General features: G+C 66.9%; 20 protein-coding genes. 6 read left to right on the forward strand and 14 right to left on the reverse strand.

Going from position 1 to position 25,785, the window contains the following annotated elements; genetic code table 11:
- Window positions 1–38 precede the first annotated feature (38 nt).
- The 6 genes from rlmH (at window position 39) to K2Y42_RS19390 (ending at window position 7,226) form a co-directional block, all read left to right on the forward strand.
- Complete coding sequence (gene rlmH / locus K2Y42_RS19365; RefSeq protein ID WP_291155836.1) at window positions 39–521, forward strand: 23S rRNA (pseudouridine(1915)-N(3))-methyltransferase RlmH; 483 nt, start codon at window positions 39–41, stop codon at window positions 519–521.
- Window positions 522–722: 201 nt separating this feature from the next.
- On the forward strand, window positions 723–2,174 hold the full coding sequence (locus tag K2Y42_RS19370; RefSeq protein WP_291155839.1) for a TMEM143 family protein: 1,452 nt from the start codon (window positions 723–725) through the stop codon (window positions 2,172–2,174).
- A gap of 102 nt (window positions 2,175–2,276) precedes the next feature.
- The gene (locus tag K2Y42_RS19375; RefSeq protein ID WP_291155843.1) at window positions 2,277–3,173 is read left to right on the forward strand and encodes a 50S ribosomal protein L11 methyltransferase; all 897 of its coding nucleotides are present in this window, start codon (window positions 2,277–2,279) and stop codon (window positions 3,171–3,173) included.
- A gap of 32 nt (window positions 3,174–3,205) precedes the next feature.
- Window positions 3,206–5,017 carry an aminopeptidase P family protein gene (locus K2Y42_RS19380; RefSeq protein WP_291155846.1) on the forward strand — a complete coding sequence of 604 codons (1,812 nt, stop codon included), beginning with the start codon at window positions 3,206–3,208 and terminating at the stop codon, window positions 5,015–5,017.
- 324 nt (window positions 5,018–5,341) lie between these two features.
- Window positions 5,342–6,598: a VOC family protein gene (locus tag K2Y42_RS19385; protein ID WP_291155849.1), complete on the forward strand. Its 1,257-nt coding sequence runs from the start codon at window positions 5,342–5,344 to the stop codon at window positions 6,596–6,598.
- A 247-nt stretch (window positions 6,599–6,845) separates the two neighbouring features.
- Window positions 6,846–7,226, forward strand: coding sequence for a hypothetical protein (locus tag K2Y42_RS19390; RefSeq protein WP_291155852.1), 381 nt, complete (start codon window positions 6,846–6,848; stop codon window positions 7,224–7,226).
- A 72-nt stretch (window positions 7,227–7,298) separates the two neighbouring features.
- Here the strand turns inward: K2Y42_RS19390 and ligA are convergent, their stop codons facing one another.
- The 14 genes from ligA to K2Y42_RS19460 all read right to left on the reverse strand — a co-directional run bounded on the left by ligA (window position 7,299) and on the right by K2Y42_RS19460 (window position 25,768).
- Window positions 7,299–9,425 carry an NAD-dependent DNA ligase LigA gene (gene ligA, locus K2Y42_RS19395; protein WP_291155855.1) on the reverse strand — a complete coding sequence of 709 codons (2,127 nt, stop codon included), beginning with the start codon at window positions 9,423–9,425 and terminating at the stop codon, window positions 7,299–7,301.
- 61 nt (window positions 9,426–9,486) lie between these two features.
- The gene (locus K2Y42_RS19400; protein WP_291155857.1) at window positions 9,487–10,341 is read right to left on the reverse strand and encodes an outer membrane protein assembly factor BamD; all 855 of its coding nucleotides are present in this window, start codon (window positions 10,339–10,341) and stop codon (window positions 9,487–9,489) included.
- A gap of 285 nt (window positions 10,342–10,626) precedes the next feature.
- Window positions 10,627–11,568: a UDP-3-O-acyl-N-acetylglucosamine deacetylase gene (gene lpxC / locus K2Y42_RS19405; protein WP_291155861.1), complete on the reverse strand. Its 942-nt coding sequence runs from the start codon at window positions 11,566–11,568 to the stop codon at window positions 10,627–10,629.
- Window positions 11,569–11,856: 288 nt separating this feature from the next.
- A complete protein-coding gene (gene ftsZ, locus K2Y42_RS19410) occupies window positions 11,857–13,611 on the reverse strand; it encodes a cell division protein FtsZ (RefSeq protein WP_291155864.1) in 1,755 nt (584 codons plus the stop codon).
- Window positions 13,612–13,715: 104 nt separating this feature from the next.
- Window positions 13,716–14,993, reverse strand: coding sequence for a cell division protein FtsA (gene ftsA / locus K2Y42_RS19415; protein ID WP_291155867.1), 1,278 nt, complete (start codon window positions 14,991–14,993; stop codon window positions 13,716–13,718).
- A 13-nt stretch (window positions 14,994–15,006) separates the two neighbouring features.
- Entirely contained in the window at window positions 15,007–15,933 is a 927-nt protein-coding gene (locus K2Y42_RS19420) for a cell division protein FtsQ/DivIB (RefSeq protein WP_291155869.1), read from the reverse strand.
- Between the two features lie 11 nt (window positions 15,934–15,944).
- A complete protein-coding gene (locus tag K2Y42_RS19425; protein WP_291155871.1) occupies window positions 15,945–16,898 on the reverse strand; it encodes a D-alanine--D-alanine ligase in 954 nt (317 codons plus the stop codon).
- Window positions 16,898–17,860 carry a UDP-N-acetylmuramate dehydrogenase gene (gene murB / locus K2Y42_RS19430; RefSeq protein WP_291155873.1) on the reverse strand — a complete coding sequence of 321 codons (963 nt, stop codon included), beginning with the start codon at window positions 17,858–17,860 and terminating at the stop codon, window positions 16,898–16,900. Before murB ends, K2Y42_RS19425 begins: the two co-directional genes overlap by 1 nt.
- A gap of 9 nt (window positions 17,861–17,869) precedes the next feature.
- A complete protein-coding gene (gene murC / locus K2Y42_RS19435) occupies window positions 17,870–19,309 on the reverse strand; it encodes a UDP-N-acetylmuramate--L-alanine ligase (protein ID WP_291155876.1) in 1,440 nt (479 codons plus the stop codon).
- Between the two features lie 92 nt (window positions 19,310–19,401).
- Window positions 19,402–20,508, reverse strand: coding sequence for an undecaprenyldiphospho-muramoylpentapeptide beta-N-acetylglucosaminyltransferase (gene murG / locus K2Y42_RS19440; RefSeq protein WP_291155878.1), 1,107 nt, complete (start codon window positions 20,506–20,508; stop codon window positions 19,402–19,404).
- Between the two features lie 95 nt (window positions 20,509–20,603).
- Complete coding sequence (locus K2Y42_RS19445; protein WP_291155881.1) at window positions 20,604–21,764, reverse strand: putative peptidoglycan glycosyltransferase FtsW; 1,161 nt, start codon at window positions 21,762–21,764, stop codon at window positions 20,604–20,606.
- A complete protein-coding gene (gene murD / locus K2Y42_RS19450) occupies window positions 21,761–23,176 on the reverse strand; it encodes a UDP-N-acetylmuramoyl-L-alanine--D-glutamate ligase (RefSeq protein WP_291155884.1) in 1,416 nt (471 codons plus the stop codon). The genes K2Y42_RS19445 and murD overlap by 4 nt, the downstream gene beginning before the upstream one ends.
- Before the next feature lie 19 nt (window positions 23,177–23,195).
- Entirely contained in the window at window positions 23,196–24,278 is a 1,083-nt protein-coding gene (mraY, locus tag K2Y42_RS19455) for a phospho-N-acetylmuramoyl-pentapeptide-transferase (protein WP_291155886.1), read from the reverse strand.
- Between the two features lie 68 nt (window positions 24,279–24,346).
- The gene (locus tag K2Y42_RS19460) at window positions 24,347–25,768 is read right to left on the reverse strand and encodes a UDP-N-acetylmuramoylalanyl-D-glutamyl-2,6-diaminopimelate--D-alanyl-D-alanine ligase (protein WP_291155889.1); all 1,422 of its coding nucleotides are present in this window, start codon (window positions 25,766–25,768) and stop codon (window positions 24,347–24,349) included.
- Between the last annotated feature and the right edge of the window lie 17 nt (window positions 25,769–25,785).

Consider the following 25,785-nt stretch of genomic DNA (forward strand, 5'->3'; position numbering starts at 1 on the left):
GCCTTGCGCGGGCTCTGCTCACGCAGGAGCGGAGTGAGATGCGCCTCTCCATCGTTGCGATCGGCCGCCTGAAAGACGGGCCCGAGCGCGAACTCTACCAGCGATACGCCAAACGCATCGACGAGGCCGGCCGCGGGGTGGCGCTCGGCCCGCTCACGCTCGCCGAATTTCCCGAAGCCCGCCAATCCAGCGCCAAGCAGCGGCAGGCAGACGAAGCCCAGCGCCTGATCGGGGCGGCGGAAGGCGCCGATCTCATGGTCGCCCTCGACGAGCGGGGCAAGACCTTCGGCAGCGAGGCCTTTGCCCGCTGGCTCGGTGCGCAGCGTGACGAAGGGCGGCGCACGGTCGCCTTCCTGATCGGTGGCGCGGACGGGCACGGAGAGGCTGTCTCCGATCGCGTGGCGCTCAAGATCTCGCTCGGACCCATGACGTTGCCGCACGGGCTCGCGCGTATCGTGCTCGCCGAGCAACTGTACCGCGCAGCCACCATCCTGGCTGGGCATCCCTACCATCGCGCCTGAAACTGCGTTTGCGCGGAGAGACGGTGGATACCGTCAAATTCCTGCGCCATAGCGCGGCCTACTGTGCTCCCGCCAGCGCGCTCTTCGCGGCCGCGTGCCGGTTAACCACGAATCGGCGGCGCTGGACCATCGTGCTGCGAGGACGTAAAAATCCTCGACGCCGGTTCAGACTGGGGAACACGGCGCGGACGGGAGGGTGGGATGGCCCAGGACAGTGCGATGCCGTTGCAAGAGGCGGCGGTTGAACGGCCGGTGGCTTCGGAAGCCGCTGCCGGCAAGCCCGCGCCCGACGTTCTGCCGAACGACGCGGCACGCCCACGCGAGCGCTTCATCCCCGTTACGACCTACGCGCTGATCGACCGGTTGACGACCGGGCAGGCCTGGCCCGGCGGGCGCGCGGGCGCGGCACGGCGGTTCTTCCGCTATCTCGAATACTGGCGCCGCCAGCAGCACAGCGTCGGGCTCGCCAACCTGTTGCAGGCCTACGAGAGCTTCAGCCCCGACAGCGACCTTCTCGTCACGCGCACGTTCACGGACGACGAACGGGCCGCGATGCAGAAGCGCGTGGTGCGCGACATCGAAAGCATCCTGACGCAGGCCAACTATGTCCGCATCGATCCGACGGACGTCGCGATGATCCTGACCAAGGAATCGCACTACGGCCTCGATCTGCAGGTCGACTTCAGCGCGTTCGAGGAAATCCTCATCTACTACCGCGGCGCGTCGAGCCGCCGCGACCAGCGCCGGCGGCTGCACCGCTTCATGCGCAAGGAAGAGTTCGATGTGCCGATCTTCCAGCGGCTGTTTCTGCTGTTCAAGCTGAAGCCGTTCGAGACGCGCGTGCTCGAGATCATGAAGCAGCACCGCGTGCCCCGGCGGGAAGCCGAGCGCACCGTGCGCAACCTGCGCGCCATGATCCCGCCCGCGGTCAACGAGAAGAACATCTACATCAAGCTGTTCAAGCACATCCCGCGCTCTGACATCGAAATGGTGTTTCCGAACACGCGGGTTAAGTTTCGCCTGTTCGACAAGCTGCGCCTTGGCCTCACGGGCAGCGCGGGCCTCGGTGTCGGCGCCTTCGGTGCTGCGGGCAAGATCGCGGTCGCGGCCACGAACCCGCTGGTGGCGGCGGGCGCGGTGCTCGGCCTCGGCGGCGTCGCTTTCCGGCAGGCCATGGGCTTCCTCAATCAGAAGCAGCGCTACATGGTGGTGATGGCGCAGAACCTTTACTTCCACGCCATGGCCGACAATCGCGGCGTGCTGATCAAGCTCGCCGACCGGGCGGCCGAGGAAGACGTGAAAGAGGAAATCCTGCTCTACAGCGTGCTCGCCAAGGAAAAGGCCAATCACTCGGACCTGCCGGCCATCGACGCGGCCATCGAGCAGTACCTGACGGCCAGCTTCGGCGTGTCTGTGGATTTCGATCTGGAGGACGCGCTGAGCCGGCTCATCGCCGACGGCATCGTCACCGAGGATCCGGACGGCACGCTGCGCACGCTCGGGCCGAAAGAGGCTGCGATCCACCTCGATGCGAAGTGGGTCGTTTTTCTCGACAACCTGCCCGATCCGGAAGGCGAAGAGGGCCGCGAGGTCGATCAGGCCATGGCGCCCGCGCCCGATGGCATTTTCAACTCTCCGGAAGACCTTATCTGACGACCCGGCGGGCTGTGCTATATCCTCGCGGCGCGGCCCGGCCGCGGGGCCGGACGCTGCCGGCTTCCGTTCTCTTCATCATCGCTTTCAACACGAAGACCCATGACCCCTCAAAAACTCATCACGGAGGTCGAGACGCGCGGCCAGGCTATGCAAATCGCAAGCGCGCTGCAGGATCTCCTCGAGCCGCCGCCCGACGCGCTGACCGTATTCGAAGGCAAAGCGGGCGCGAACGGACCCACTGGCTGGCGGATCGAAGCCTACTTCTCGGATCGCCGCGAGCCGCGCGAGCTCGAAGCTGAGCTTTCCGATCTGCTCGGTCTCCCCTCGCCCGCGTTCCATGTCGACGAGATTCCGGATCTCAACTGGGTGGCGCTGTCGCAAGCGTCGCTGCCGCCGGTCCAGGCGCACAAGTTCACCGTGCATGGCGGCCACGACAGGGACCGCGTGCCCCAGGGCCCGCATGCCATCCTGATCGAGGCCGGCGAAGCCTTCGGCACGGCGCATCACGCCACCACTTATGGCTGCCTGATGGGCATCGCGCGCCTCAGCGAACGCCGTCGGCCCTTCCGGCGCATTCTCGATCTCGGCTGCGGCTCCGGCATTCTCGCCATCGCGGCCGCGCGCAGTTGGCCGCATGCCACCATCCACGGCGTCGACATCGACGCGCAGTCGGTGGTCGTCGCGCGCGAGAACGCGGCCGTGAACCGCGTCGGCTCGCGCATCGACTTCGTGTGCGGACCGGGCGTCTCCTCGCCCTCGATCCGGGCGGCGGCGCCGTTCGATTTCATCATCGCCAACATCCTGGCCGGTCCCCTGATCACGTTGTCGCCCGACATCCGCCGCGCCGCCGCGCCGGGCGCCGTGCTCATGCTGTCGGGCATTCTCAACCGCGAAGCGGCGCGCGTGATTGCGGCCTATCTCGCGCAGGGCTTCGCGCTTCTCCACCACCGGCGTTACGAAGGCTGGTCGACACTGATGCTCGCCAAGCGCGGCTAGACCGGCCTCGGCGAACAAGAGGGCTTCCCGCGATGTTCCAGACGTTTTCCGCCCCGTCCGATTCCCAAGACGTGCCGGACCGCATCAAGCGGTTGCGGGGCGTGCTGGCCAGCGAGGGGCTGCAGGCGCTGCTGCTGCCGCGCGGCGACGAGCACCAGGGCGAATATGTGGCGCCCTGCTCGGAGCGGCTGCGCTGGCTCACGGGCTTCACGGGCAGCGCGGGCATGGCTGCCATCACGCGCCGGCACGCGGCGGTGCTCGTGGATGGGCGCTACACGGTGCAGGTCCGCGCCGAGTGCAGCGGGGGTGGCTTCGAGTTCCCCGGCATCGCGCGCACCCAGCTTGCGCCGTGGCTGCGCGAGAAGCTCAAGTCCGGCGATGTGGTGGGGTTCGATCCCTGGCTGCACACGGTGTCGGAGATCGCGTATCTGCGCGACGCGCTGGCGCCCGCGGGCATCGCGCTCAAGCCGACGCGACGCAACCTGGTGGACTGGGTGTGGGGCAAGGACAGGCCGGCCCCGCCGAACGCGCCGATCCAGGCGCACCCAATGAAGTACGCGGGCGAGGCCGCCGACAGCAAGATCGCCGCCGTGCAGAAGGCGCTCAAGGCGGCCGGGCAGGACGCCGTCATCCTGACGTCGCCGGATTCGGTGTGCTGGCTGTTCAACATTCGCGGCCACGACGTGGCGCACAATCCGGTGGTGCTGGCGTTCGCGATCGTGCCCGCCAGCGGCAAGCCGGAGCTTTTCGTTGCAAAGGAAAGACTGACGCGCGAGGCGCAATCGCAGCTCGACGGCGTCGTCAAGGTTGCACCGGCCGCCGCGCTCAAGACCCGCATTCAGGCGCTCCGCCAAGCCAAGCGGCGTGTGCGGCTGGATCACGACCGCGCCGCCTTCTGGTTCTCTCGCGCGCTCGGCAAGAGCGCCGTGCGGGGCGCGGACCCGTGCATCGGGCCCAAAGCGATCAAGAACGCGACGGAGATCAAGGGCGCCATGATCGCGCATGTGCGCGACGGGGCGGCCGTGGTGCGGTTTCTGGCATGGCTCGACGGGGCGATCGCAGCGGGCAAGCCGGTCGATGAGATCTCGGCCGTGCAGGCGCTCGAAGCGCAGCGGGCGGGCAGCCAGGCGCTGAAGGAAATCTCGTTCGACACCATCTCCGGCAGCGGACCCAACGGCGCCATCGTTCACTACCGCGTGACGGAGGCCACCAACCGGCGCCTGCGCGCGGGCGAGCTTTTCCTGCTCGACTCGGGCGCGCAGTATCTCGAAGGCACGACCGACATCACACGCACGATTTCAATCGGGGCGCCGCCGGACGAGGCGCGGAGCCGGTTCACGCTCGTGCTCAAGGGTCACATCGCCATTGCCACGGCGTGCTTTCCAAAGGGGACGCGCGGCATCGATCTCGACGCGTTCGCGCGCCGCGCGCTCTGGCAGCATGGGCTCGATTACGATCACGGCACAGGGCACGGCGTGGGCAGCTATCTCTCCGTGCATGAGGGCCCACAGTCGATCTCGCGCGCGGGCATGGCGGTGATCGAGCCGGGCATGATCATCTCGAACGAGCCGGGCTACTACAAAGAGGGCGCGTACGGCATCCGCATCGAGAACCTGGTGCTGACCCGCGAGCCCGAGCGGCCGGCGGGCGGCGACCGCGAGGTGATGGCCTTCGAAACGCTGACGCTCGTGCCGATCGACCGGCGCCTGATCGTCAAAGAGATGCTCTCGCCTGAAGAGACGAGTTGGATCAACACCTATCATGCGCAAGTCGCGCGCACGATCGGGCCGGAGGTGGATGGGGCCGTGCGCGCGTGGCTCGAGGCGGCGACGCGACCACTCTGATCGGCACTCTACCATCTCTGATCCCGCCTCCCTGATCTCGCCTGTGGCCGCGGGCGGACGATCCCTTTATCGCGGGCACGCGAACACGTTTGCCGGCCTCGCGCCTCCAGCATTTTCGGCATTTTTCTGATTCCGGCCAAAGAGTTCGCGAGCGCCGACCTCGATTTGTTTCATTTTTTCAATGCGTCACGGCGAATTTCTACTATGATTTATCAATTGTGATTCGGTTGTGCGCGGCCCAGCGCTGCACCGTCGACAAGTCGATCTGCCGTGCGCCATGCGTACCCGGCGCCTATCCGCTGGCCCATCATTTTGGAGCGTTTCATGACCGCGAGCAGCACTCTGCCCGCTCCAAACCTCATGCCTCTCTTGCGCTACCGCGACCTTGCGGCGGCGATGAGCTGGCTTGAGCAGGCATTCGAATTCGAAAAGCAGATATCTGTCTCCGATAGCGACGGCGCCGCGATCTACGGCCAGATGAGCTATCGCGGCGGTCTCATGATGATGGGGGCGGTGCGCGACACCGACCTCGACAAGCTCATGCGCCAGCCCGACGAGGTGGGCGGCGTCGAAACACAGAGCTGTTATCTCGTCGTCGACGATGCGGATGCGCACTATGCGCGGGCGCAAGGCGCTGGCGCCGAGATCGTGCTCGAAATCAAGAGCGATGGCCTCGGGCGGCGCGGCTATTCCTGCCGCGATCCGGAAGGCCATATCTGGAACTTCGGAACGTACAATCCCGGGCGGGGCATGCAGATGCCCGCCGCGGCCGTCGCGGCGCCTGCCGTCAGCACGCCGACGCCCGAGCCTGCCCCGCGTCGCGGTCGCAAGCTCATGGGGCTTGTCGCACTGCTCGGGCTCGGCGCGGCCTCGTGGTGGTTCGCGGGCGACATCCGCGAAGAGTTTCTCCAGCGCATGGCGGCTGCGGCCGACGCGCAATCGGCGGCCAAAGCGGAGCAGGCGTACGCGGAGCTCGTGAAGGTGCGCGCCGAAAAGCGCAAGGCCGACGAGGCGCTCGAAGCCGAGCGCGCACGCGCGAACGCAATCGAGGCACAATCGCGCGCCGGCATCGAGAAAGCCGCCGAGGCAGAAAAAGCGCGCCTCGCCGCCGAAGACAGCGTGACGTCGCTCAAGGAAGACGTGAAGCGCGCGCAGCAGGCTCTCGAAGCAGCGATCGAAGCCAAGCGCGTCAGCGAGGAAAAGCTGGCCGTGCAGGCGGCTGCACCTGTTGCTTCGCCGCCCGCCGTCCAGCCGGAAGCCCCGCAGTCGACGCCTGCGCCGCAGACGACCACGCTCGGGTCCGAGCAGAAGAGCGCTATCGAGACGTCGGCCAACAAGCCGTCTGAGACCGATATGCCGGCAAAGGCGGAGACCGCCAGCGATACGCCACCGCGCTCGTTGACGGACGAGGAAGCCGCCTCCGACACCGCGTCCAAGAAGGGCCAGAAGGCGACGGGCCGGGCGTTGCGTGCCTCCACGCCGCGTCCGAAAACCGCTTCGCAATCGGCCGCGCGGCACAAGTTGCCGGCCTACCACGTCGACGTACGTAACGTCTGGCCGTACAACGGCTGGTCGAATTAGACTGAATTTCAAACCCTTAGATCGACTGACAGGGGCGCCGCGAGGCGCCCCTTTGCATTTTGGCGTGCCCTGTTCCGGCCGGAACAGCGGGGCTAAGATGTTTTCGTCACTGTGCCGATGGATCGGTTGCGAGGGCCGGGCGGCATAGGGCCTCCGATGCTTCGACCGTACTCAGGCGCGAACTCACTGCACTGCGTGCCGAACGTCAGTTTTGCTTCAACAGAGAGAACTCGAAAGGGGCGCGGTCATGTCTTGGAAAAATTCACTCGTCGCTCTCGGCCTTATCGTCGGCCTCGCCGGCATGGGGTCGGGCTATGCGGATGCTGCGGCCAAGGGCCGTGGCCAGGCGAACGCACAGGCTAGCGCCCAGGCGAACGCCAAGGCGGCTCAAGCTGCGAAGGCCAAGAAGGAGGCTGCCGCTAAGGCGGCCGCGGCCAAGCAGCAGCAGGAAAAGAAGGAGTGGTATGACGACGACCGCGAGCGCGGCCTCGATATCGCTTCCGAATATGCGCCGAAGCAGATCGCCAAGGTGCGGAAGAACAATTACGTGGCCAAGGGTGACACGGTGAGCACCGGCAACGGCAAGAAGGGCTGGCAGCAGTACATGGACAAGTACTACAAGCGCTAAGGCCTTCGGCATCGTTTCACGCGGGGGAGCGGTTCGCTCCTCCGCTTTTTTATTGGCCGCTCTCGCCTCGCCTTATCCCTTGATGAGCGCGATCCACTCATCTTCGGTCAACACCGTGACGCCAAGCTTCTGCGCGTTCGTGAGCTTCGAGCCCGCATCCGCGCCGGCCACGACGTAATCGGTCTTGGCCGACACCGAGCCGGACACTTTCGCCCCCAGCCGTTCCGCCTGAGCCTTCGCCTCGCTGCGGCCGAGCTGCTCCAGCTTGCCGGTGAAGACGACCGTCTTGCCTGTCACCGGCGACTCCACGGCGGCATGAGGCACGAACGGCGCAACCGTGACATGGGCCAACAGATCGTCGACCGCCTCGACGTTGTGCGGCTCCGAGAAGAAATCGATCAGGGCATCGACCACCGTCGTGCCGATACCCTCGATGGCGTCGATGTCCTCGTAGGCTTCGCTGTCCGCGCCCGCGACGACGGCCGCCTGGACCGCTGCGCGGAAGGCTTCCATCGTCCGATAGGCCTTGGCGAGATCCTTGGCGGTCGTCTCGCCGATGTGTCGAATGCCGAGCGCGAACAGAAACCGCTCGAGGCCGATTGTCCGGCGCGCATCGATGGCGCGAAACAGCTTGTCGACGGACTTGGCGCCGAAGCCTTTGCGCTTGGCGAGCGGATCGGCGCTCTCCTTGTCGCGCGCCTCGAGCGTGAAGATGTCGGCTGGGCGGCGGATCAGACCCTCGTCGAAGAATGCCTCGATCTTTTCCTCACCCATCCCCTCGATGTCGAAGGCGAGGCGCGAGACGAAGTGCTTCAGGCGCTCCTTGGCCTGCGCCGGGCAGATGAGGCCGCCCGTGCAGCGACGCACGACGCCGCCGGCCTCTGGGTCGCTGTCGGCCTCGCGCACGGCATGGCTGCCGCACGCAGGGCAAACCTTCGGGAACACATACGGGACGGCATCGGCCGGCCGCTTCTCGATGACGGGGCGGACAACCTGGGGAATGACGTCGCCTGCGCGCTGGACGACAACGGTGTCGCCGATACGCACATCCTTGCGAGCGATCTCGTCCTCGTTGTGCAACGTGGCGTTGGACACGACGACGCCGCCGACGGTGACCGGTTCGAGCTTTGCCACTGGCGTCAGCGAGCCGGTGCGGCCGACCTGGATCTCGATGTCGCGCAGAACCGTGGTCGCCTGCTCGGCCGGAAACTTGTGGGCGATAGCCCAGCGGGGCGAGCGGGAGACGAAGCCGAGACGATCCTGGTAATCGAGGCGATCGACCTTGTAGACGACGCCGTCGATATCGTATCCGAGGGAGGCGCGGCGCTCTCCGATCTCGCGATAGAACGCGAGCAGGTCGTCGGCCGTCGCGCACACCCGCATCAGCGGATTGACGGGCAGCCCCCACGACGCGAACGTCTCGACCATGCCGTGCTGTGTGTTTTCGGGAAGCGCGCTCAGCTCGCCCCAGGTGTAGGCGAAGAAGCGCAGCGGGCGCGCAGCGGTGATCGACGAATCGAGCTGGCGCAGAGATCCGGCGGCGGCATTGCGCGGGTTGGCGAACACCTTGCTTCCGGCTTCCGCCTGCGCCGCATTGAGGGCCGCGAAATCGTCGTGGCGCAGATAGATTTCGCCGCGCACTTCGGCGACTGCGGGCAGATCACGGCCTTTGAGGCGGGCGGGAATCTCGCGGATCGTCTTGACGTTGGCGGTGACGTTCTCGCCTTCCGCGCCGTCGCCGCGCGTGGCGGCGCCCACGAGCTCACCGTTTTGATAGCGCAGCGAAATCGACAGGCCGTCGATCTTGGGCTCGGCCGTGATGGCCAGGGGCTCTTCGGCCGAGAGCGACAGGAAGCGCCGGACGCGGGCCACGAACTCCGTCACGTCCTCGTCGGCGAAGGCATTGCCGAGCGAGAGCATCGGCACGCCGTGCCGCACCTTGGAAAACGTCGCGGAGGGCGCGGCGCCGACGCGCTTGGAGGGACTGTCGTTGCGGATCAGCTCGGGAAAGCGCTGTTCGATCGCCTCGTTGCGGCGGCGGAGCGCGTCGTAGTCGGCGTCGGAGATCTCGGGATCGTCGGCCAGAAAATAGCGCTCGTCGTGGCGCGCGATTTCCGCGGCCAGGCGCGCGAGCTCGGCTTCCGCGTCGGCCGCTGTCAGATCATCGAGGGTGGGCGCGGAGCGCTTCGACTTTGCCATGCGGCTTCATAACGAAAAAGCAGGCGCATCGCACCCTGTAGCGGGATCCGGGGTCGCTGGATCAGCCCGGGCCGCCAAGCGAGAGCTTCGGCACCGACTTCCAGGCCTTGGTAATCCAGGACTCGCTGTTCACGGCCGGCGCCAGTCCCTCGGACTTCAGCAGCGCGTGCGCGTTCCGGTACCACTTCGACTCCGGGAAGTTGTGGCCGAGCACGGCGACCGCCGTCTGCGCCTCGTTGACCACGCCGAGCGCCATGTAGCACTCCGTGAGACGCATCAGCGCCTCTTCGACGTGGGCCGTCGTTTGGTAGTCCGACACAACCGTCTTGAAGCGGTTGATGGCGGCGATGAAATTCTTGTCCTTCTGGTAGAAGCGGCCGACTTCCATCTCGGACGCGGCGAGGTTGTCCTCGGCGATGCGGATGCGGTTGTCGGCGTCGCGCGCGTAGGTGCTGTCCGGATAGCGCGACTTCAGGATCCTGAGCTGCTCGAGCGCCTTGCGCGTCGCCGTCTGGTCGCGCTCGGAGGTCTTCATGTCGTCGAAGTAGGACGACGCGATGATGTGGTGGGCGAGCGGGGCGTCTTTCGTGCCCGGATGCATGACCGTGTAGCGCTCGGCGGAGGCGATGGCTTCCGGAGTTTTGCCGGCCTTGTAGTAGGCATAGGCCGCCAGCACGATGGCGCGGCGCGCTTCGGAGGAATAGGGGTGCGAACGGTCGAGGTCTTCGAACTTGCGGGCGGCGGCGTCGAACTTGCCCTTGTTCATGAGGGCGTCGGCGTCGGCGTACATTTTTTCGGGCGGATCGGTGTTGAGAATGGACGTGTCCGTCGACGACGCGCAGCCGCCGAGCGCCAGGACCGCTGATCCAATGGCGCACCAAACATAGGCCGCGGCCAATTTCGGCGTCTTGCGCATTCCCTACCCAACTCCCCGAAACGACGACACGGCCGTCAAATCTCTACGTGACGCGTTTCGCGTTCAATAGCACGTTTCATTGCAGGCCTGAAGCCAGCACCGCCCCCTCGCAATGCTTGTCCCACGGTAGGTTCACAATGTGGTTGATGTGAGGCCCGTGCCGCCTTGCGGACTGCGAACCTCGGGGCGAAGTGACTTGGAAAACATGGTGTTAGAGGCACCGCCTGCAGCACACGCTCTGGCGCGGCACAGGCCCGGCCGGTCTTCCCAAACGAAGTGGAAAACTTACTCGCCAGCAGCAGCGACTGCGGCGCGCTCGAACACCATCGGGCGGGTGTCGCGGACGCGCGGAGCCTGCACGATGGTCCAGGCCGAGCTATCCTCGAGCAGCTTCTGGAGCACCAGCGAGTTCAGGCGGTGACCACCCTTGACCGAGCGATAGGCGCCGAGAATCGGGTGGCCGGAGAGGCTGAGATCGCCCACGGCATCGAGCATCTTGTGGCGGACGAATTCCTGCGGATCGCGGAGACCTTCGCGGTTCATGACGCGATCGTCGCCGATGGCGACGGTGTTGGTGAGGTTGGCGCCGAGGGCCAGACCGGCCTTCCAGAGGCGCTCGACGTCGCTCATGAAGCCGAACGTGCGGGCGTTGCAGAGCTCGTTACGGAAAACGCCGGGGCTCATTTCGAAGGCGAGGCGCTGTTTGCCGATGATCGGCGATGGGAAATCGATTTCGACGTCGAGGTGGAAGCCGGAGTGCGGCGTCAGCTCGCCCCAGCACTCGCCTTCCTCGACGCGTACGGGCTTCAGAACCTTGAGGAAACGGCGCGGAGCCGAGAGCTCGCGGACGCCAACTTCATCGATCGCCTCGACGAACGGCGCCGAGCTGCCGTCCATGATCGGCACTTCCTTGCTGTCGATCTCGATGACGCAGTTGTCGATCTGGAGGCCGCGGAGGGCGGCGAGAAGGTGCTCGACGGTGGAAACCGTGACGCCCTCTTCATTGCCGATGACGGTGCAGAGCGTGAGATTCTTGACGTTGCAGACCTTGGCGGGGATATCGGCGGTCACTCGGCCGCGCTTGGTCACTAGAAAACGGAGCCCAGTGTCGGCTGCTGCCGGATGCAGGATGACCGAAACCGGCGCTCCGCTGTGCACCCCCGTGCCGTTGACCTTAATATCGCGGGCAATCGTCGTCTGGCGCGCGCCAATGAATCGATTCGACATGCTGAGCCGTCCCTCGATGTTCTTCAGCAAACCGTCCCTGAACGATTTGCCGCCCCCGACCGACGTTCGATATCTGCTCACCCGAAATTCCCCGATTTCGTGTCTGCCTGGCTTACTCTTAATGGCAAGTCCGAGGGCAGTTGGGCGGAGCAGACTTAGGACGAACCGATCGTCATTAAGAAACGATAGCCCCCGTCCCGCTGTGGCACAAATCACGCTTTCTTACCGTGTGTTACGGTTTCGACGGCTGGGTCGGTCGGTCATCCAGCCAGCCGCAAGCGTGATTTTCTACTTCCTGCGCTCTCTAAAAAATACTGGCAATTCAGCGTCTTGGCTGTTCTGCGCCTGAGGCGGCTGCGTCCGCGGATATTGTCCGTATGCGTCGCTCTCGCGCGGCGGGGCCGCATTCGAGCGCTCATCGTAGCCATATGTTTCAGCCGGCGGATGCGCGGGCGCGGGCGAATCAGCGGAGCTGCGCACGCGCCCCGTCAGGCGCTCGAACAACCCCATTCTGCGGCGCGGCTCGGCCTCGCTTTGCGCAGGCTCGCCGTAGCCCTGTTCGTAGCCGCGCTGCGGCTGGTGCTGCGGGGCGTATTCGCCCTGCTCCGGGCGCCCCCGCGCGGGGCGGCGGACTTCCGTTGGCGGCTGGGGCGCGAACTGGCCGCCCTGGGCATATTCGGGCGAATAACCGTGCGGCGGCAGCGGCGGCGGGGCCGATGCGGCCTGAAGCTGGGGCGGACCGTCTTCGATCCGCACATTGCCCGGGCCGCGCCAGGGCTCGCCGGCCGTGCGGCGCGCGTTGTCGGCAGGCAGAGCCGGGGGAATGCCCGGCCGCGGCGCGCCATAGGAGGCGGACTGAGGCAGCGGCTGCTGAAGCGCCTCGGTCAGGCGCTGCTGAAGATCGTAGGCGCCACCGCGCGTGTCGTGCTGGCGGTCATAGCCATAGTCATCCCCGCGCGACTGCGGCTGCGGCGGGCGGGGCGGCTGCGAATTCCCCTGGGCGGCAGGGCGCTGCTGCTGCTGCGTAACGCGCACCCAATCCTCGGCGGGCGCGGGCGGAGCGCGTTCGGCTTCACCGGCGCGGCTCATGCCGGACGCGACGATCGACACGCGAATCCGGTCGCCCAGCGACGGATCATACGTGGCGCCGACAATGATATTGGCTTCCGGATCGACTTCCTGGCGCACGCGGCTGGCGGCCTCGTCGACCTCGTACAGCGTCAGCCCGGGGCCGCCGGTGATGGACAGCAGCAGGCCCTTGGCGCCGCGCAGCGACACATCGTCGAGCAGCGGATTCGAAATGGCTTCCTCGGCGGCGACCGTGGCGCGGCGCTCGCCGGTTGCCTCGCCCGTGCCCATCATCGCCGTGCCCATGCCGCTCATGACGGTGCGCACGTCGGCGAAATCGAGGTTGATCAGGCCTTCCTTGAGAATCAGGTCGACGATGCAGGCGACGCCCGAATAGAGCACCTGGTCGGCCATCACGAAGGCTTCCGCGAAGGTCGTCTTGTCGGAGGCGATGCGGAACAGATTCTGGTTCGGGATGACGATCAGCGTATCGACGACATGGCGCAGCTCCGCGACGCCGGCCTCGGCGATGCGCATGCGGCGTGCGCCTTCGAACAGGAACGGCTTGGTGACGACGCCGACGGTCAGGATGCCAAGCTCGCGCGCCACGCGCGCGATGACCGACGCCGCGCCGGTGCCCGTGCCGCCGCCCATACCGGCGGCGATGAACACCATATGCGAGCCCTTGATCTGATTGCGGATGTCGTCGACCGCTTCTTCGGCGGCCGCTTCACCGATCTCGGGACGCGATCCGGCGCCAAGGCCTTCCGTCAGCTCGACGCCGAGCTGGAGGCGATGTTCGGTTGCGGCCGTGGCGAGGGCCTGCGCGTCCGTGTTCGCGACGATGAAATCGACCCCGGAGAGGCCGGTCGCGATCATGTTGTTGATGGCATTGCAGCCCGCTCCGCCGACGCCGATGACGGTCAGCCTGGGCTTCAAATCCGAGAAATCAAAACGCTGTCCCGCGTCGCCCATTTTGCCCCCGTTCAACGCGGGGGAGGCGTCCGCTGCGCGGCTCCCCGGCAATTTTTACCGAGAACGACGCCGCTGCCCCCTGGCGAACGATGCGCGCCGCTCAACTAAAATCCCTCCCGAAGCCACGAGCCTACCCGCTTCAGGTAGCTCCCGGCGCCGGCATTCGAGCCGCCCAGAACCCTGCGTCCGGCGTGTTCCGACCGATCCGCGAGCAACAGCCCGACGACGGTCGAAAACGCGGCCCCAGAAAGCGCCGGCGGTAGCCCGGACACGGCCTGCGGACCCGATACGCGAACGGGACGCCCCAACTCCGCCGCAACATAATCGGCCAAGCCAGTCAGCGCGCTCGTTCCGCCCGTCAACACGACACAACGCCCGGCATATGCCGTTAGTTCACACGCATCCAGACGCTGCCGGATATGATCGACGATCGTCCTTACGCGTGGCCGAACAACCTCGGCCAGCTCGGCCTTCGTCATCTGATGCGTGACGTCGTGCTCCTCTCCGGCACCCGGATAGGAGAAGACGTCGTGCTCATCCGACGGAGCACAGACCACTGTGCCATAAAGCGCTTTGATTCGCTCGGCCTCCGCAAGGGGCGTATGCAACGCCCGCGCGATGTCGAAGGTGATCTGCGCGCCTCCAAATGGCGCCGAGCACGCGTAGAGGAAGCGATCCTCGGCGAACATGGCAAGGCTGGTCGCGCCCGCGCCGATGTCGATGGCGGTGACGCCGAGGCGGCGCTCATCCTCGCTCGTTGCGGCGAGCGCGCTCGCCAGCGGGGCGGGAACGCAGCTCGCGGGTTCGAGGTAGCAGCGGTTGACGACCATCAGCAGGTTGTGAAGGGGGGCTTCATCGGCCGAGACGGCATGCAGATCGAGCGCGATCTCGCGCGCCGCCATGCCGCGCGGGTCGCGCGAGCCCGGCGCACCGTCCAGCCGCAGCGCGACCTCGTTGAGGTGCACGAGCGAGCGTCCGCCCTGCTCGACATAGGACTGGCCGGCGGCCAGCAGGCGGTCGAGATCCACTTCGGACACGAGACCGCTCGTGACATCCGCCTTGGCGGAGAAGTTGTGCGACGTGAGACGTCCGCAGGATACCGAGACGTGGACCTCCGCCAGCTCGACACCTGCCATGCGTTCGGCCTGGGCGACGGCTGCGCGCGCCGCCTGCTCGGCCCGGTCGAGATCGATGATGACGCCGCCCTTTACGCCTTCGGCGCGCTGGTGGCCGAGTCCCAGAATGCGAATGCCGCCGCCATCTGGACCGACGCCACCCGGTTCCACGGCGGCGATCAGGCACGCGACCTTGCTCGTGCCGATATCGAGCACGCCGACGATATGCTTGCGGCCGTTCTTTCGCTTTGCCTTGTCTCGCGTCATGCCTGCCCCCGTCTCATGAGCCGGTGCCAGGCGCGGGAGCCGGCGCGGCAGGCTGCTTTTCGGGGCGGATGGCGAGGCGGCCGGGGCCGCGGAAATCAAGCGTCGTGTTGCCCGCGACGACGAGACGTTTCAGGGCCTCATCGCCGGCGATGGCCTCGAGCGCGCCGACTTCGCCGTCGGCGGGCAGCTCGATGGTCGTGCCGTTGGTCAGCTTCAGCCTCCAGCGGCGGTCGGACACGCGCTCGGCGGTGGCGAAGCTCGCTGAAATTTCCGGATAGCGCGCGAGCTGCTCCATGAACGGGGCGGCCCCGGCGGCAGCGCCTTCACCCACGAAGTGCGGCAACTTGGGCAGCGTGTCGCCGCTGACGGCGGCCAGTACGCGGCCGGTCTTGTCTATCAGGTAGTGGCGGTCGTCGCGCGTCCAGAGCGCGTAGGGCGTGCGCTCGGTGACGCGAATGTCGAGGCGTCCGGGATAGACGCGCGAGAGCTCGGCGGTGTCGATCCACGGCAGGCGCTCGATGCGCGCCTTGACGGCGGCGGGATCGAGGGCTGCGAACGTTTTCACGTTGGCGAGGTCGAGCGCATCGAAGATGTCGCGATCGAAGCTGAAGGTGTGACCCTTGAGGTTGACCTGGTCGATGCCGAAGCCTGCAATCCGCGCGACGTGCTGCATGTCGAGCGTATAGCCGTTGAGGCGGGCGGCTTCCTCGGCTGCGCCCAGCGCAAGCCCGAGCGCGAGGGCGCCTGCGAGCAGGCGCACGCGGCTCGGACGCCACGCGCGGCGCGGCGCGGCTGCCGGCGCATGCGGATCGTCGAACGGGCTTTCGACCTGATAGGGCCCCTTGTGAGCGGGAGGCTCGTTGTCGGGGATGTCGTCGTCGTGGGCGGGGTCGTGAGTGGTTGCGAGCAGGTCCGCGCGATGCGCCTGCCTCCAATTCATCCAGCTCTGCCCTACCTGGAGCAACTCGCGTCCTCGACGATCCATCTGGCGAGTTGGCCGAACGACCAGCCCGCAAATCCTGCCAATTCCGGCACCAATGACGTTCCCGTCATGCCCGGCTGCGTATTCAATTCGAGGCAGATCAGCTCGCCGGTTCCGCCGGCCGTGTCGTCGAAGCGGAAATCCGCACGCGACACACCGCGACACCCGAGCGAAGCATGGGCCGCCAACGTGTATTTCCGGATCAACTGGTAAACATCCGGTAAAATATTCGCAGGAAGCTCGTGCTTGGAGCCACCGGGTGCGTATTTGGCCTCGAAATCGTAGAAGGCGAGCCCCTTGAGGGGTACGATCTCGATGACATCGGTGGCGAAGTCGCCGATGACCGCGCACGTCAGCTCGCGCCCGGCGATGAAGCGTTCGCACATCACGATCTGGTCCGGCGGCCCGCCCGCGAGGATGGCCTGCGACCAGTCGTTTGAGCCGTCATGGACGATCAGCACGCCGACGCTCGAGCCTTCATCGACCGGCTTGACGACATACGGCGGGGGCATTGCGTGGGCGGCAGCCGCGACCGCGCGCGAGACGAGCTTGGCCTCGGCGACCGGAACGCCGGCCTCCCGCATCACTGTCTTGGCATTCTCCTTGTGCATCGCCAGCGCAGACGAGAGCACGCCCGAATGCGTGTAAGGAATTTGCATCATTTCCAGGATGCCCTGGATGCAGCCGTCCTCGCCGTAGCGGCCGTGCAGCGCATTGAAGCACACGTCAGGGCGAAGGGCGTCGAGGCGAGCGGCGACGTCGCGGCCGACATCGACGGGCGTGACGCGGTAGCCTTCGCCCGCGAGCGCTTCGGCCACGGCCGCACCAGACCTCAGGCTGACGCTGCGTTCGGCGGACAATCCGCCCATCAGTACGGCAACGTGCTCGAACGTGCGCGGCGGGGGTGCTCCAAGCTTCGACATCAACCCACCATCTCCGCTAACGCCTCTCCTTCGGCGCGGCCCTCGGCCGCGCGCCCCAGCCTGATGATTTCCCATTGCAGGGTCACACCCGAATGGGCCTTCACGCGCGCGCGCACGATCTCGCCCAGGCGCTCGATGTCTTCGCCGGTGGCGTTGCGATCGTTGATCAGGAAGTTGCAGTGCTTCTCCGACACCATCGCGCCGCCGACGCGGAAGCCGCGGCATCCGGCGGCGTCGATCAACTTCCAGGCGCTGTGGCCTTCGGGGTTCTTGAACGTCGAGCCGCCGGTGCGCTCCTTGATCGGCTGATGCGTCTCGCGGTAGGCGGCCACTTCGTCCATGGCGCGCAAGATCTCAGCGGTTTCGCCCGGCGTGCCCTGGAACAGCGCTTCGGTGAAGATCCAATCGTGCGGCACAGCGCTGTGGCGATAGGTGAAGCCCATATCCGCGAGCGAGAGCACATGGATATTGCCGGCCGGATCGACCGCGCGGGCGCTGGCCAGCACATCTTTCGTCTCGGAGCCATGTGCGCCGGCGTTCATGCGCAGCGCGCCGCCGATCGAGCCCGGAATGCCGCGATAAAATGCGAGGCCTGCGATGCCGGCATCGGCGGCCGCGCGCGCCACCTTCACGTCCGGCACGACGGTGCCGACGCGTAAGCGATGGCCGTCTTCTACCGAGATGCCTGAAAATCCGCGCCCGAGCCGGATGACCACACCCTCGACGCCGCCGTCGCGCACGAGCAGGTTCGAGCCGAGCCCGATGACGAACACCGGCATCGACTGAGGCTTGTGTTGCAGGAAGTAGGCGAGGTCCGCTTCGTCTGCGGGCATGAACAGCACTTGAGCCGGGCCGCCCGCGCGAAACCACGTGACGTCGGCGAGCGAAGCGTTGGCCGACAGGCGGCCGCGCAGCTCGGGCATCAGCGCTTGGAGATCGGCCGTGATATCCGGAAAGGTCATCGGGCGGCCTTAGACCGCCGTGCCGGCGCGACGGGGCTCGGAGGCGGCCAGCCATTCGGGAAGGTTGTGCGCCCATTCGGTGGAATTGCCCGCGCCAAGCAGCACTACCATGTCGCCCGGGCGGCCGTGGCGGCAAATGAGGCCGACGAGCTCGCGCGGCTCGGCGATGGTCGTCACAGAGCCGTGGCCCGTGGCGCGGATGCCTTCCGCGAGCGAGGCCGGATCGATGCCGTCGATGGGCTGCTCGCCGGCGCTGTAAAGCGGCGCCACGACAACGCTGTCGGCGGCCCGGAAGCAGGTGGAAAAATCGCGGAAGAGATCGCGCACGCGCGTGTAGCGATGCGGCTCGACGACCGCGAACACGCGGCCGCGGGCGCCCGCACGGGCTGCTTCGAGGACGGCTGCGATCTCGGCCGGGTGATGGCCGTAGTCGTCGAAAATCTGCACGCCGTTCCACGTTCCCGTGAGCTGGAAGCGGCGCTTTACGCCCGAGAACGCGGCGAGGCCCGTCCTGATCGTCTCGTCGTCGAGATCGGCTTCGGTTGCGGCGGCGATGGCGGCGAGCGCGTTCAGCGCGTTGTGCTGGCCGGGCATCGGCACCTTCCAGCCGCGCAGCGCGCGCGCTCCACCCTTCACGCGCGTGCCGAGGTCGGCATCGATGATAGTGGCGTAGCCTTCGGAGCGCACGGAGCGCAGAACGAGATCGGCATCGGGGCGGGTGCCGTAGGTCAGCAGGCGGCGGCCATCCCGGCGCAGCTGCAGGCGCTCGACCATCTCGCGCACCACCGGATGATCGACGCACGCGACGGCGAGACCATAGAACGGGATGTTGCGCAGAAACGCTTCATACTCGCGATGCATGGCTTCGACCGAGCCGAAGTAGTCGAGGTGCTCGGGATCGATGTTGGTGACGACGCCGATCTCCGTCGGGAGCCGCGTGAACGTGCCGTCGCTCTCGTCGGCTTCGACGATCATCCAGCGGCCCTGACCGAGGCGCGCGTTCGAACCCCATGCGTTGATGATGCCGCCGGTGATGACTGTCGGGTCGAGGCGCGCGGTCTCGAAGATGGTGGCGATGAGAGAGGTGGTCGTCGTCTTGCCGTGCGTGCCGGTGACCGACACCGTTGCGTAGAGGCGCATCAGCTCAGCCAGCATCTCGGCGCGGCGCACCACCGGCAGGCCCTTGGCGCGCGCGGCTTCAAGCTCCGGGTTGTTCTGCTTGACGGCCGTGGAGATGACGACCTGGCGGGCGCCGACGAGGTTAACCGCGTCATGGCCGATGAACACGCGCACGCCTTTGGCGCGCAGGCGGCGGACGTTGGCCGATTCCTTCTGGTCGCTGCCCTGGACGCTGTAGCCCTTGGCCAGCAGGATCTCGGCGATGGCGCTCATTCCGATGCCGCCGATCCCGATGATGTGAAACGGCCCGATGTCGCGGGGCATCTGCATGCGTGGAGGTCCCTGTTGCTGCGGGGCGAACCTAGCGGCGTACCGGCACACCGTCGGTGTGACGTTTCGTCAAAACTACGACGCGGCGAGGTTCAAGCGTGATGCTTTCCAACCACATCCTCAACGAGATCCGCAAGTTGCCGGACGGCGTCGGCCTGTCCCTGGGCCTTGGCGGCAGCCGCCGCAGTCACCAGGGCCGCCGGCTGGTCGAACAACCTGACAAGCTCCGTTGCGAGACGATGCGGCGTCACATGCTTCTGCTCGATACACCAACTGCCCCCCGATTCGGCAAGGCTGGACGCGTTTTCGAGCTGATCACTGTCGAGAGAATGCGGCAAAGGTACGAGGATCGACGGCCGGCCGATGACGGCAAGCTCGGCCACCGAAGACGCGCCGGCGCGCGCGACAACCAGGTGGCTGTCAGCCATGACCTGGGGCAAGCTCTTGAAAAACGTCGCGATCTCTGCGTCGATGCCGGCCGATGACAGTGCGGAGCGGACCGCCGCCACATCCTCCTCGCGCGCCTGGAGCACCAGCTTGACGCGTTGGCGGATGACCTGGGGGAGCGTAGCGAGCGCGGGCGGCACGGCCTCGGAGAAGAAGCGCGCGCCCTGGCTGCCGCCGAACACGAGGAGGCGGATCGGGCCGCCGTCCTCGATTTGCGGATAGGGCGTCTTGGCGGCCTCGATGACGGCATCGCGCACCGGGTTGCCGGTGAAACGGGCCTTGGCGGCGAGCGGGCCATCCAGAAACTTCGTTTTGCGGAACGACGTGGCAATGGCGGCGGCGGCGCGGGCGAGCGTGCGGTTGGCGCGGCCAAGCACGGCGTTCTGCTCGTGGATGATGGCGGGCACGCCCAGCATGCGCGCCGCGACGAGCGGGGGAATGGTCGGGTAGCCGCCAAAGCCCACCACGGCCGATGGCTTTTCAGCGCGGATCAGCTTGCGAGCCTTGCGTACGCCGCGCGCCAGCGTGAAGCCCGTGCGCGCGAGCGTGATGGGGTTGCGCTTGTTACCGGGCGTTGCCGACGGAATGCGATAGACGGCGCGGGCGGGAAAGCCGGTGCCGTAGCGGTCGCCGCGCATGTCGGTGACGAGATCGACGGCGTAGCCGCGGCGGCCAAGCTCTTCGGCGAGTGCGAAGGCAGGAAACAGGTGTCCGCCGGTGCCGCCGGCTGCAAGCAGGATGGAACGCGTCACAGGTTTCTCTCGTTGTTCATTGTTTTCTCGTGCTTCTTATCCGAAAACCGGTGCCCACTTTTCGGGAAGCACTCGTGTGATGGTGCTTCTCTGCTTCACGGGCGCACGCTGGAGAGGTTCGGTTTCAGGCGCGGTTTTTTGAGGCGGTCGGCGTCCGGGCGATGACGCGTCAGCGCCAGCAGCATGCCGAGCGTGAGCGAGATGGCCAGCGTGGACGATCCGCCCGCCGACAGGAACGGCAGCGTCATGCCCTTGGCCGGCAGCAGGCCGACGTTGACGCCCATGTTGATCAGCGCCTGAAATCCGAACATGAGCGCCAGCCCAACGATGCCGAGGCGGGTCGCGATATCCGGCTCATGCTCCGCGTGGCGCAGCGCGCGAATGACGACGAAGGCAAAGAGCGCGACGATGGCGAGACAGGCCAGAGAGCCGAACTCCTCGCCGACGACGGCGAAGATGTAGTCGGTGTGCGCATCCGGCAGCGAGGTCTTGATGGTGCCCTCGCCCGGGCCGCGTCCCAGGAAGCCGCCTTCGACGAACGATCTCAGGGCGCGCTCGCCCTGGCCGTATTCGCTCGGTTGCGGGCTGATGAAGCGGTCGATGCGATACGAGACGTGCGGGAAATAGAGGTAGGCCACATAGAGCCCGACCGCGCCCACGACGGCGATGATCGCCGCGCCGGTCAGCGCGAGCCCGGAGACGAACAGCATGGCGGTCCAGACGATGGTGGCGAGCAAGGTCTGCCCCACGTCCGGCTGGACGACGAGCAATCCGGCGAAGGCGGCATAAAGCGCCATCGCCAGCGGCAGGGCTGGCATGTCCGGACGGCGGCGCGCTTCCGCCAACAGCCAGCCCGAGACGACGACGAAGGCCGGCTTGGCGAATTCCGACGGCTGCAGCGAATGGCCCTCGATGGAGAGCCAGCGGCGGGCGCCGTTGATCTCCTCGCCGAGGAAATACACAGCGATGAGGCCGACCATTGCACCGGCCAGCACAAGTCCCGCGAGGCGGCGCACAGCGGGCGGATCGAGCAGCGAGACGCCCAGCATGATGACGACGCCGGCGAGCGAAAAGATCACGTGGCGCTCGACGAAGTAATAGGGCGGAAGACCCTTCTTGAGCGCCACTGCGGGGCTTGCCGCCAGCGACAGCACGAGACCGGCGGCGACAATGACGATGATCGCGTAGAGCAGAACGTGGTCGACCGTGAACCACCACTCGGCGAGCCGGCTCTTGTCGGCGCGCGAGAATTTCATCGGCCGCCTCGCGATGCAATCAGGCGGGCCACAAGCGACTTGAACGCGTCGCCGCGCACTTCGAAGTTCTTAAACTGATCGTAGGACGCGCAGGCTGGAGACAGCAGCACGACGGCGCCCGGACGGCCTTCGTCCAGCGCGGCCGTGCCGGCCCGTTCGACCGCGACCTCCAGCGTGCCGCAGCGCTCGAAGGGCACATCGGTTCCCAGTGTCGCGGCGAACTCTTCCGTCGCCTCGCCGATCAGGTAGGCCTTCGCGACGCGCGGGAAATAGGATGAGAGCGTGGTGATGCCGCCCGCCTTCGGCTTGCCGCCGAGGATCCAGTGGATGTTGCCCGGAAACGAGGCGAGCGCCTTCTCGGTGCTGTCGGCGTTGGTGGCCTTGCTGTCGTTGATGAACTCGACGGGCCCTAGGCGGGCTGCGATTTCGAGACGGTGCGGCAATCCCGGGAAAGTGCGGAGCGCGCTCGCGAGGCCGACCTGATATCGCGCGCCCCCGGGCAGCGCGCCGACCGCGGCCACGGCGGCAGCCGCGTTCTGCCAGTTGTGCGCGCCGCGCAGCGTCGCGATGCCGTCGAGGGAGATGGGAGCCGTCTGCTCGTGGTGATGGGTACGCTCGTGCAGCGTCCCGTCGAGCGAATAGACGCCGTCGGCCACGGGCTCGCGCACCGAGATGCGCCGGACTTTCGGCGCATCGGCTCGGCGCTCGATCTCGGCGGCGATGTTTGCGCACCAGTCGTCGTCGATGCCGATGACGGCGGTTGTCTGCGCCTTTTCCACCAGGCGGCGCTTCACCTCGGCGTAATGCGCGACGGTGCCGTGGCGATCGATGTGGTCGGGCGTGATGTTGAGCAGCACGGCCACCGTTGGCGCGGCGCTCGGCGACAGGTCAATTTGAAAGCTCGACAGCTCCAGCACATGGATGCGGTCTTCGGACGGCGGCTCGAGCGTGAGGACGGCGCGGCCGATGTTGCCGCCGAGTTGCACGTCGTTGCCGAGGTCGCGGAGGATGTGGGCGATCAGCGCCGTGGTGGTGGACTTGCCATTGGTGCCGGTGATCGCCACCACGGGCGAAGCCGGGCACGTCGCGGCGCGCTCACGGAAGAAAAGCTCCACGTCGCCGATCACCTCGACGCCTGCGCCCGCAGCGCGCTGCACCGTCCAGTGCGGCTCGGGATGGGTCAGCGGCACGCCGGGGGCGAGCACGAGCGCGACGAAGGCCGACCAATCGGCGGCCGCGAGATCGACCAGGGACGCGCCAGCGTCGGCGGCCGCTTTCCGGCCGGCTTCGCTGTCGTCCCAGGCCGCAACTGTTGCCCCGCCCGCTTCGAGCGCGCGCACGGTCGCGAGCCCCGAGGCACCGAGGCCGAAGACCGCAACCGTCCGGCCATTGAAAGTCGAAACGCGAATCATGGGCGCTAAAGTAGCCTATTCAGCGCAGCTTGAGAGTGGCGAGGCCGACCAGCGCCAGGATGACCGCGATGATCCAGAAGCGGACGACGACCGTGCTCTCCTGCCAGCCCTTCTGTTCGTAGTGATGATGCAGCGGCGCCATTCGGAACACCCGCTTGCCGGTGAGCTTGAACGACGTCACCTGGATGATCACCGACAGCGTCTCCAGCACGAACAGGCCGCCGACGATGGCCAGCACGACCTCGTGCTTGGTCGCGACCGCAATGGTGCCGAGCGCGCCGCCCAGCGCCAGCGATCCGGTGTCGCCCATGAAGATCATGGCGGGAGGCGCGTTGAACCACAGGAATCCGAGGCCCGCCCCGATCAGCGCGCCGCAGATGACGGCCAGCTCGCCCGTGCCGGCGACGTGGTGGATCTGCAGGTAGCCCGCGAACTTCACGTTGCCGATGAGGTAGGCGATGAGGCCGAAGGTGGCGGCGGCAATCATGACCGGCACGATGGCGAGGCCGTCCAGGCCGTCCGTGAGGTTGACGGCATTGCCCGCGCCGACGATCACGACCGCGCCGACGATGATGAACATCCAGCCGAGCTGGATCAGCGCCGACTTGAAGAACGGCAGGGCGAGCGTGCCCGAGAGTTCCGGCGTTGAAAGCGACATGATCACGAACGCGGCGAAGCCGGCCACGATGAACTCAAGCGCCAGGCGCGCGCGGCCGCCGAAGCCGCTCGACTGCTGTTTCGTGACTTTCAGATAGTCGTCGTAGAAGCCGATGCCGCCGTAGGCGAGCGTGACGATCAGCACCGTCCAGACATAGAGGTTCGAGAGATCCGACCACAGCAGCGTGGCGACGGTGACGCTGGCGAGGATCATGAGGCCGCCCATCGTGGGCGTGCCCTTCTTGGAGAAATGCGATTTGGGGCCGTCCTCGCGGATCGGCTGGCCTTTGCCCTGCTTGACGCGCAGGAGATCGATGATGCCGGGACCGAACAGCATCACGAACAGCAGCGCCGTGAAGATGGCGCCGCCAGTGCGGAAGGTGATGTAGCGGAAGACGTTCAGAATGCCGATCTGGTCGCTGAAGCTCACGAGCTCGTACAGCATGTCTTCCCTTCCCCTCGATCGGAGCCCGGGCGCCCCGCTTCCCTTCAACCGGACAGGTTTTCAGTTCGTCACCCAGACAGGGATCTAGACCCGATCTCTTGTCTCAGAGCCTCGGCCAGCGGTCCCATCCGGCTGCCATTCGACCCCTTGAGCATGAGCGCGTCACCCGGCGCGAGTGCGGCCAGCAGCGGCCCGACCAATCCGTCCGACCGCTCAGCCCAGGCCCCCTGCATAGTCGGCCGGAGCGCCGCGAACAAATGCGCCATATTGGGCCCGCAGGCAAAGACCAAATCGGTGCCGGCGGCGTCGATGGCGTCCTTGATCGACAAATGATGTGATTTTTCATCGGGCCCGAGTTCGAGCATGTCGCCCAGCACCGCGATGCGGCGGCGATAGGCGCTGCGCGGGACGGTGCCGAGCACGGCCAGAGCCGCCCGCATGGACGCGGGGTTCGCGTTGTATGTCTCGTCGATGATCAGGACGCGTCCGCCCGCGACCTCGTGCTCGGAGCGCGAGCCGCGGCCCGGCGGCGGCGGCAACGACGACAGCACATCGAGCGCCTGCTCGACGTCGGCGCCGGCCGCGTCGAGGGCCGCCGCGACGGCGAGCGAGTTCATGGCGATGTGAATGCCGGGGCTCGCAACCCGATAGTGGATCTCGCGGCCGCCGATCTCGATGCCGATCGAGGTGCCTTCCGACGTCAGTTCGAGCACCTTCGGGCGCACGTCCGCGCGCGCATCCTGGCCGAACGTGATGACGCGCGCGCCGGCGGCCTCGGCATGGCGCAGCAGCGTTGCGAAATGCGGATTGTCGCGATTGATGACGGCGGCGCCGCCCGGCTCAAGACCCGCAAAGATCTCGCCCTTGGCGTCGGCGATGGCGGTCACGCTCGGAAACTGCGCGAGATGGACCGGCTCGACAGTCGTGACGATGGCGACGTGCGGGCGGACCATTTTCGTGAGCGGCGTGATTTCGCCCGCATGGTTCATGCCGATCTCAAAGACGCCGAACCGCGTACCTGCGGGCATGCGCGCGAGCGTGAGCGGCACGCCCCAATGATTGTTGAACGACTTGTCGGCGGCGTGGGTGGGCGCGAGCCGCGAGAGCCCGGCGCGTAGCATCTCCTTCGTGCCGGTCTTGCCGGCGCTGCCGGTCACGGCGATGACGCGGGCTTCCGGCGAGAGGCGCGCTCGCGCCGCGCGGCCAATATCCTCGAGCCCCCGGAGCGTGTCGCGCACGCGGATCAACGGTCCGTCGTCGGGGGCTGCTTCATAGCCCTCGGCCACCAGCGCGGCCGCGGCGCCGGCGCGGAACGCCTGGGTGACGAAGGCGTGCCCGTCACGCTGGTCCTTGAGGGCCACGAACAGATCGCCAGGAGCAAGCGTGCGCGTATCGATGGAAAGCCCCGTGACCGGCGCGCCGTTCGCCCGCTCGGCCCGGCCGTCTGCGGCGCGAACCAGATCGTCGAAGGCCCAGAGCGGTGGCGACATCAATGGAGTTCCTTGGC

The organism is Hyphomicrobium sp., assembly GCF_019744875.1.
Classification (GTDB): Bacteria; Pseudomonadota; Alphaproteobacteria; order Rhizobiales; family Hyphomicrobiaceae; genus Hyphomicrobium_C.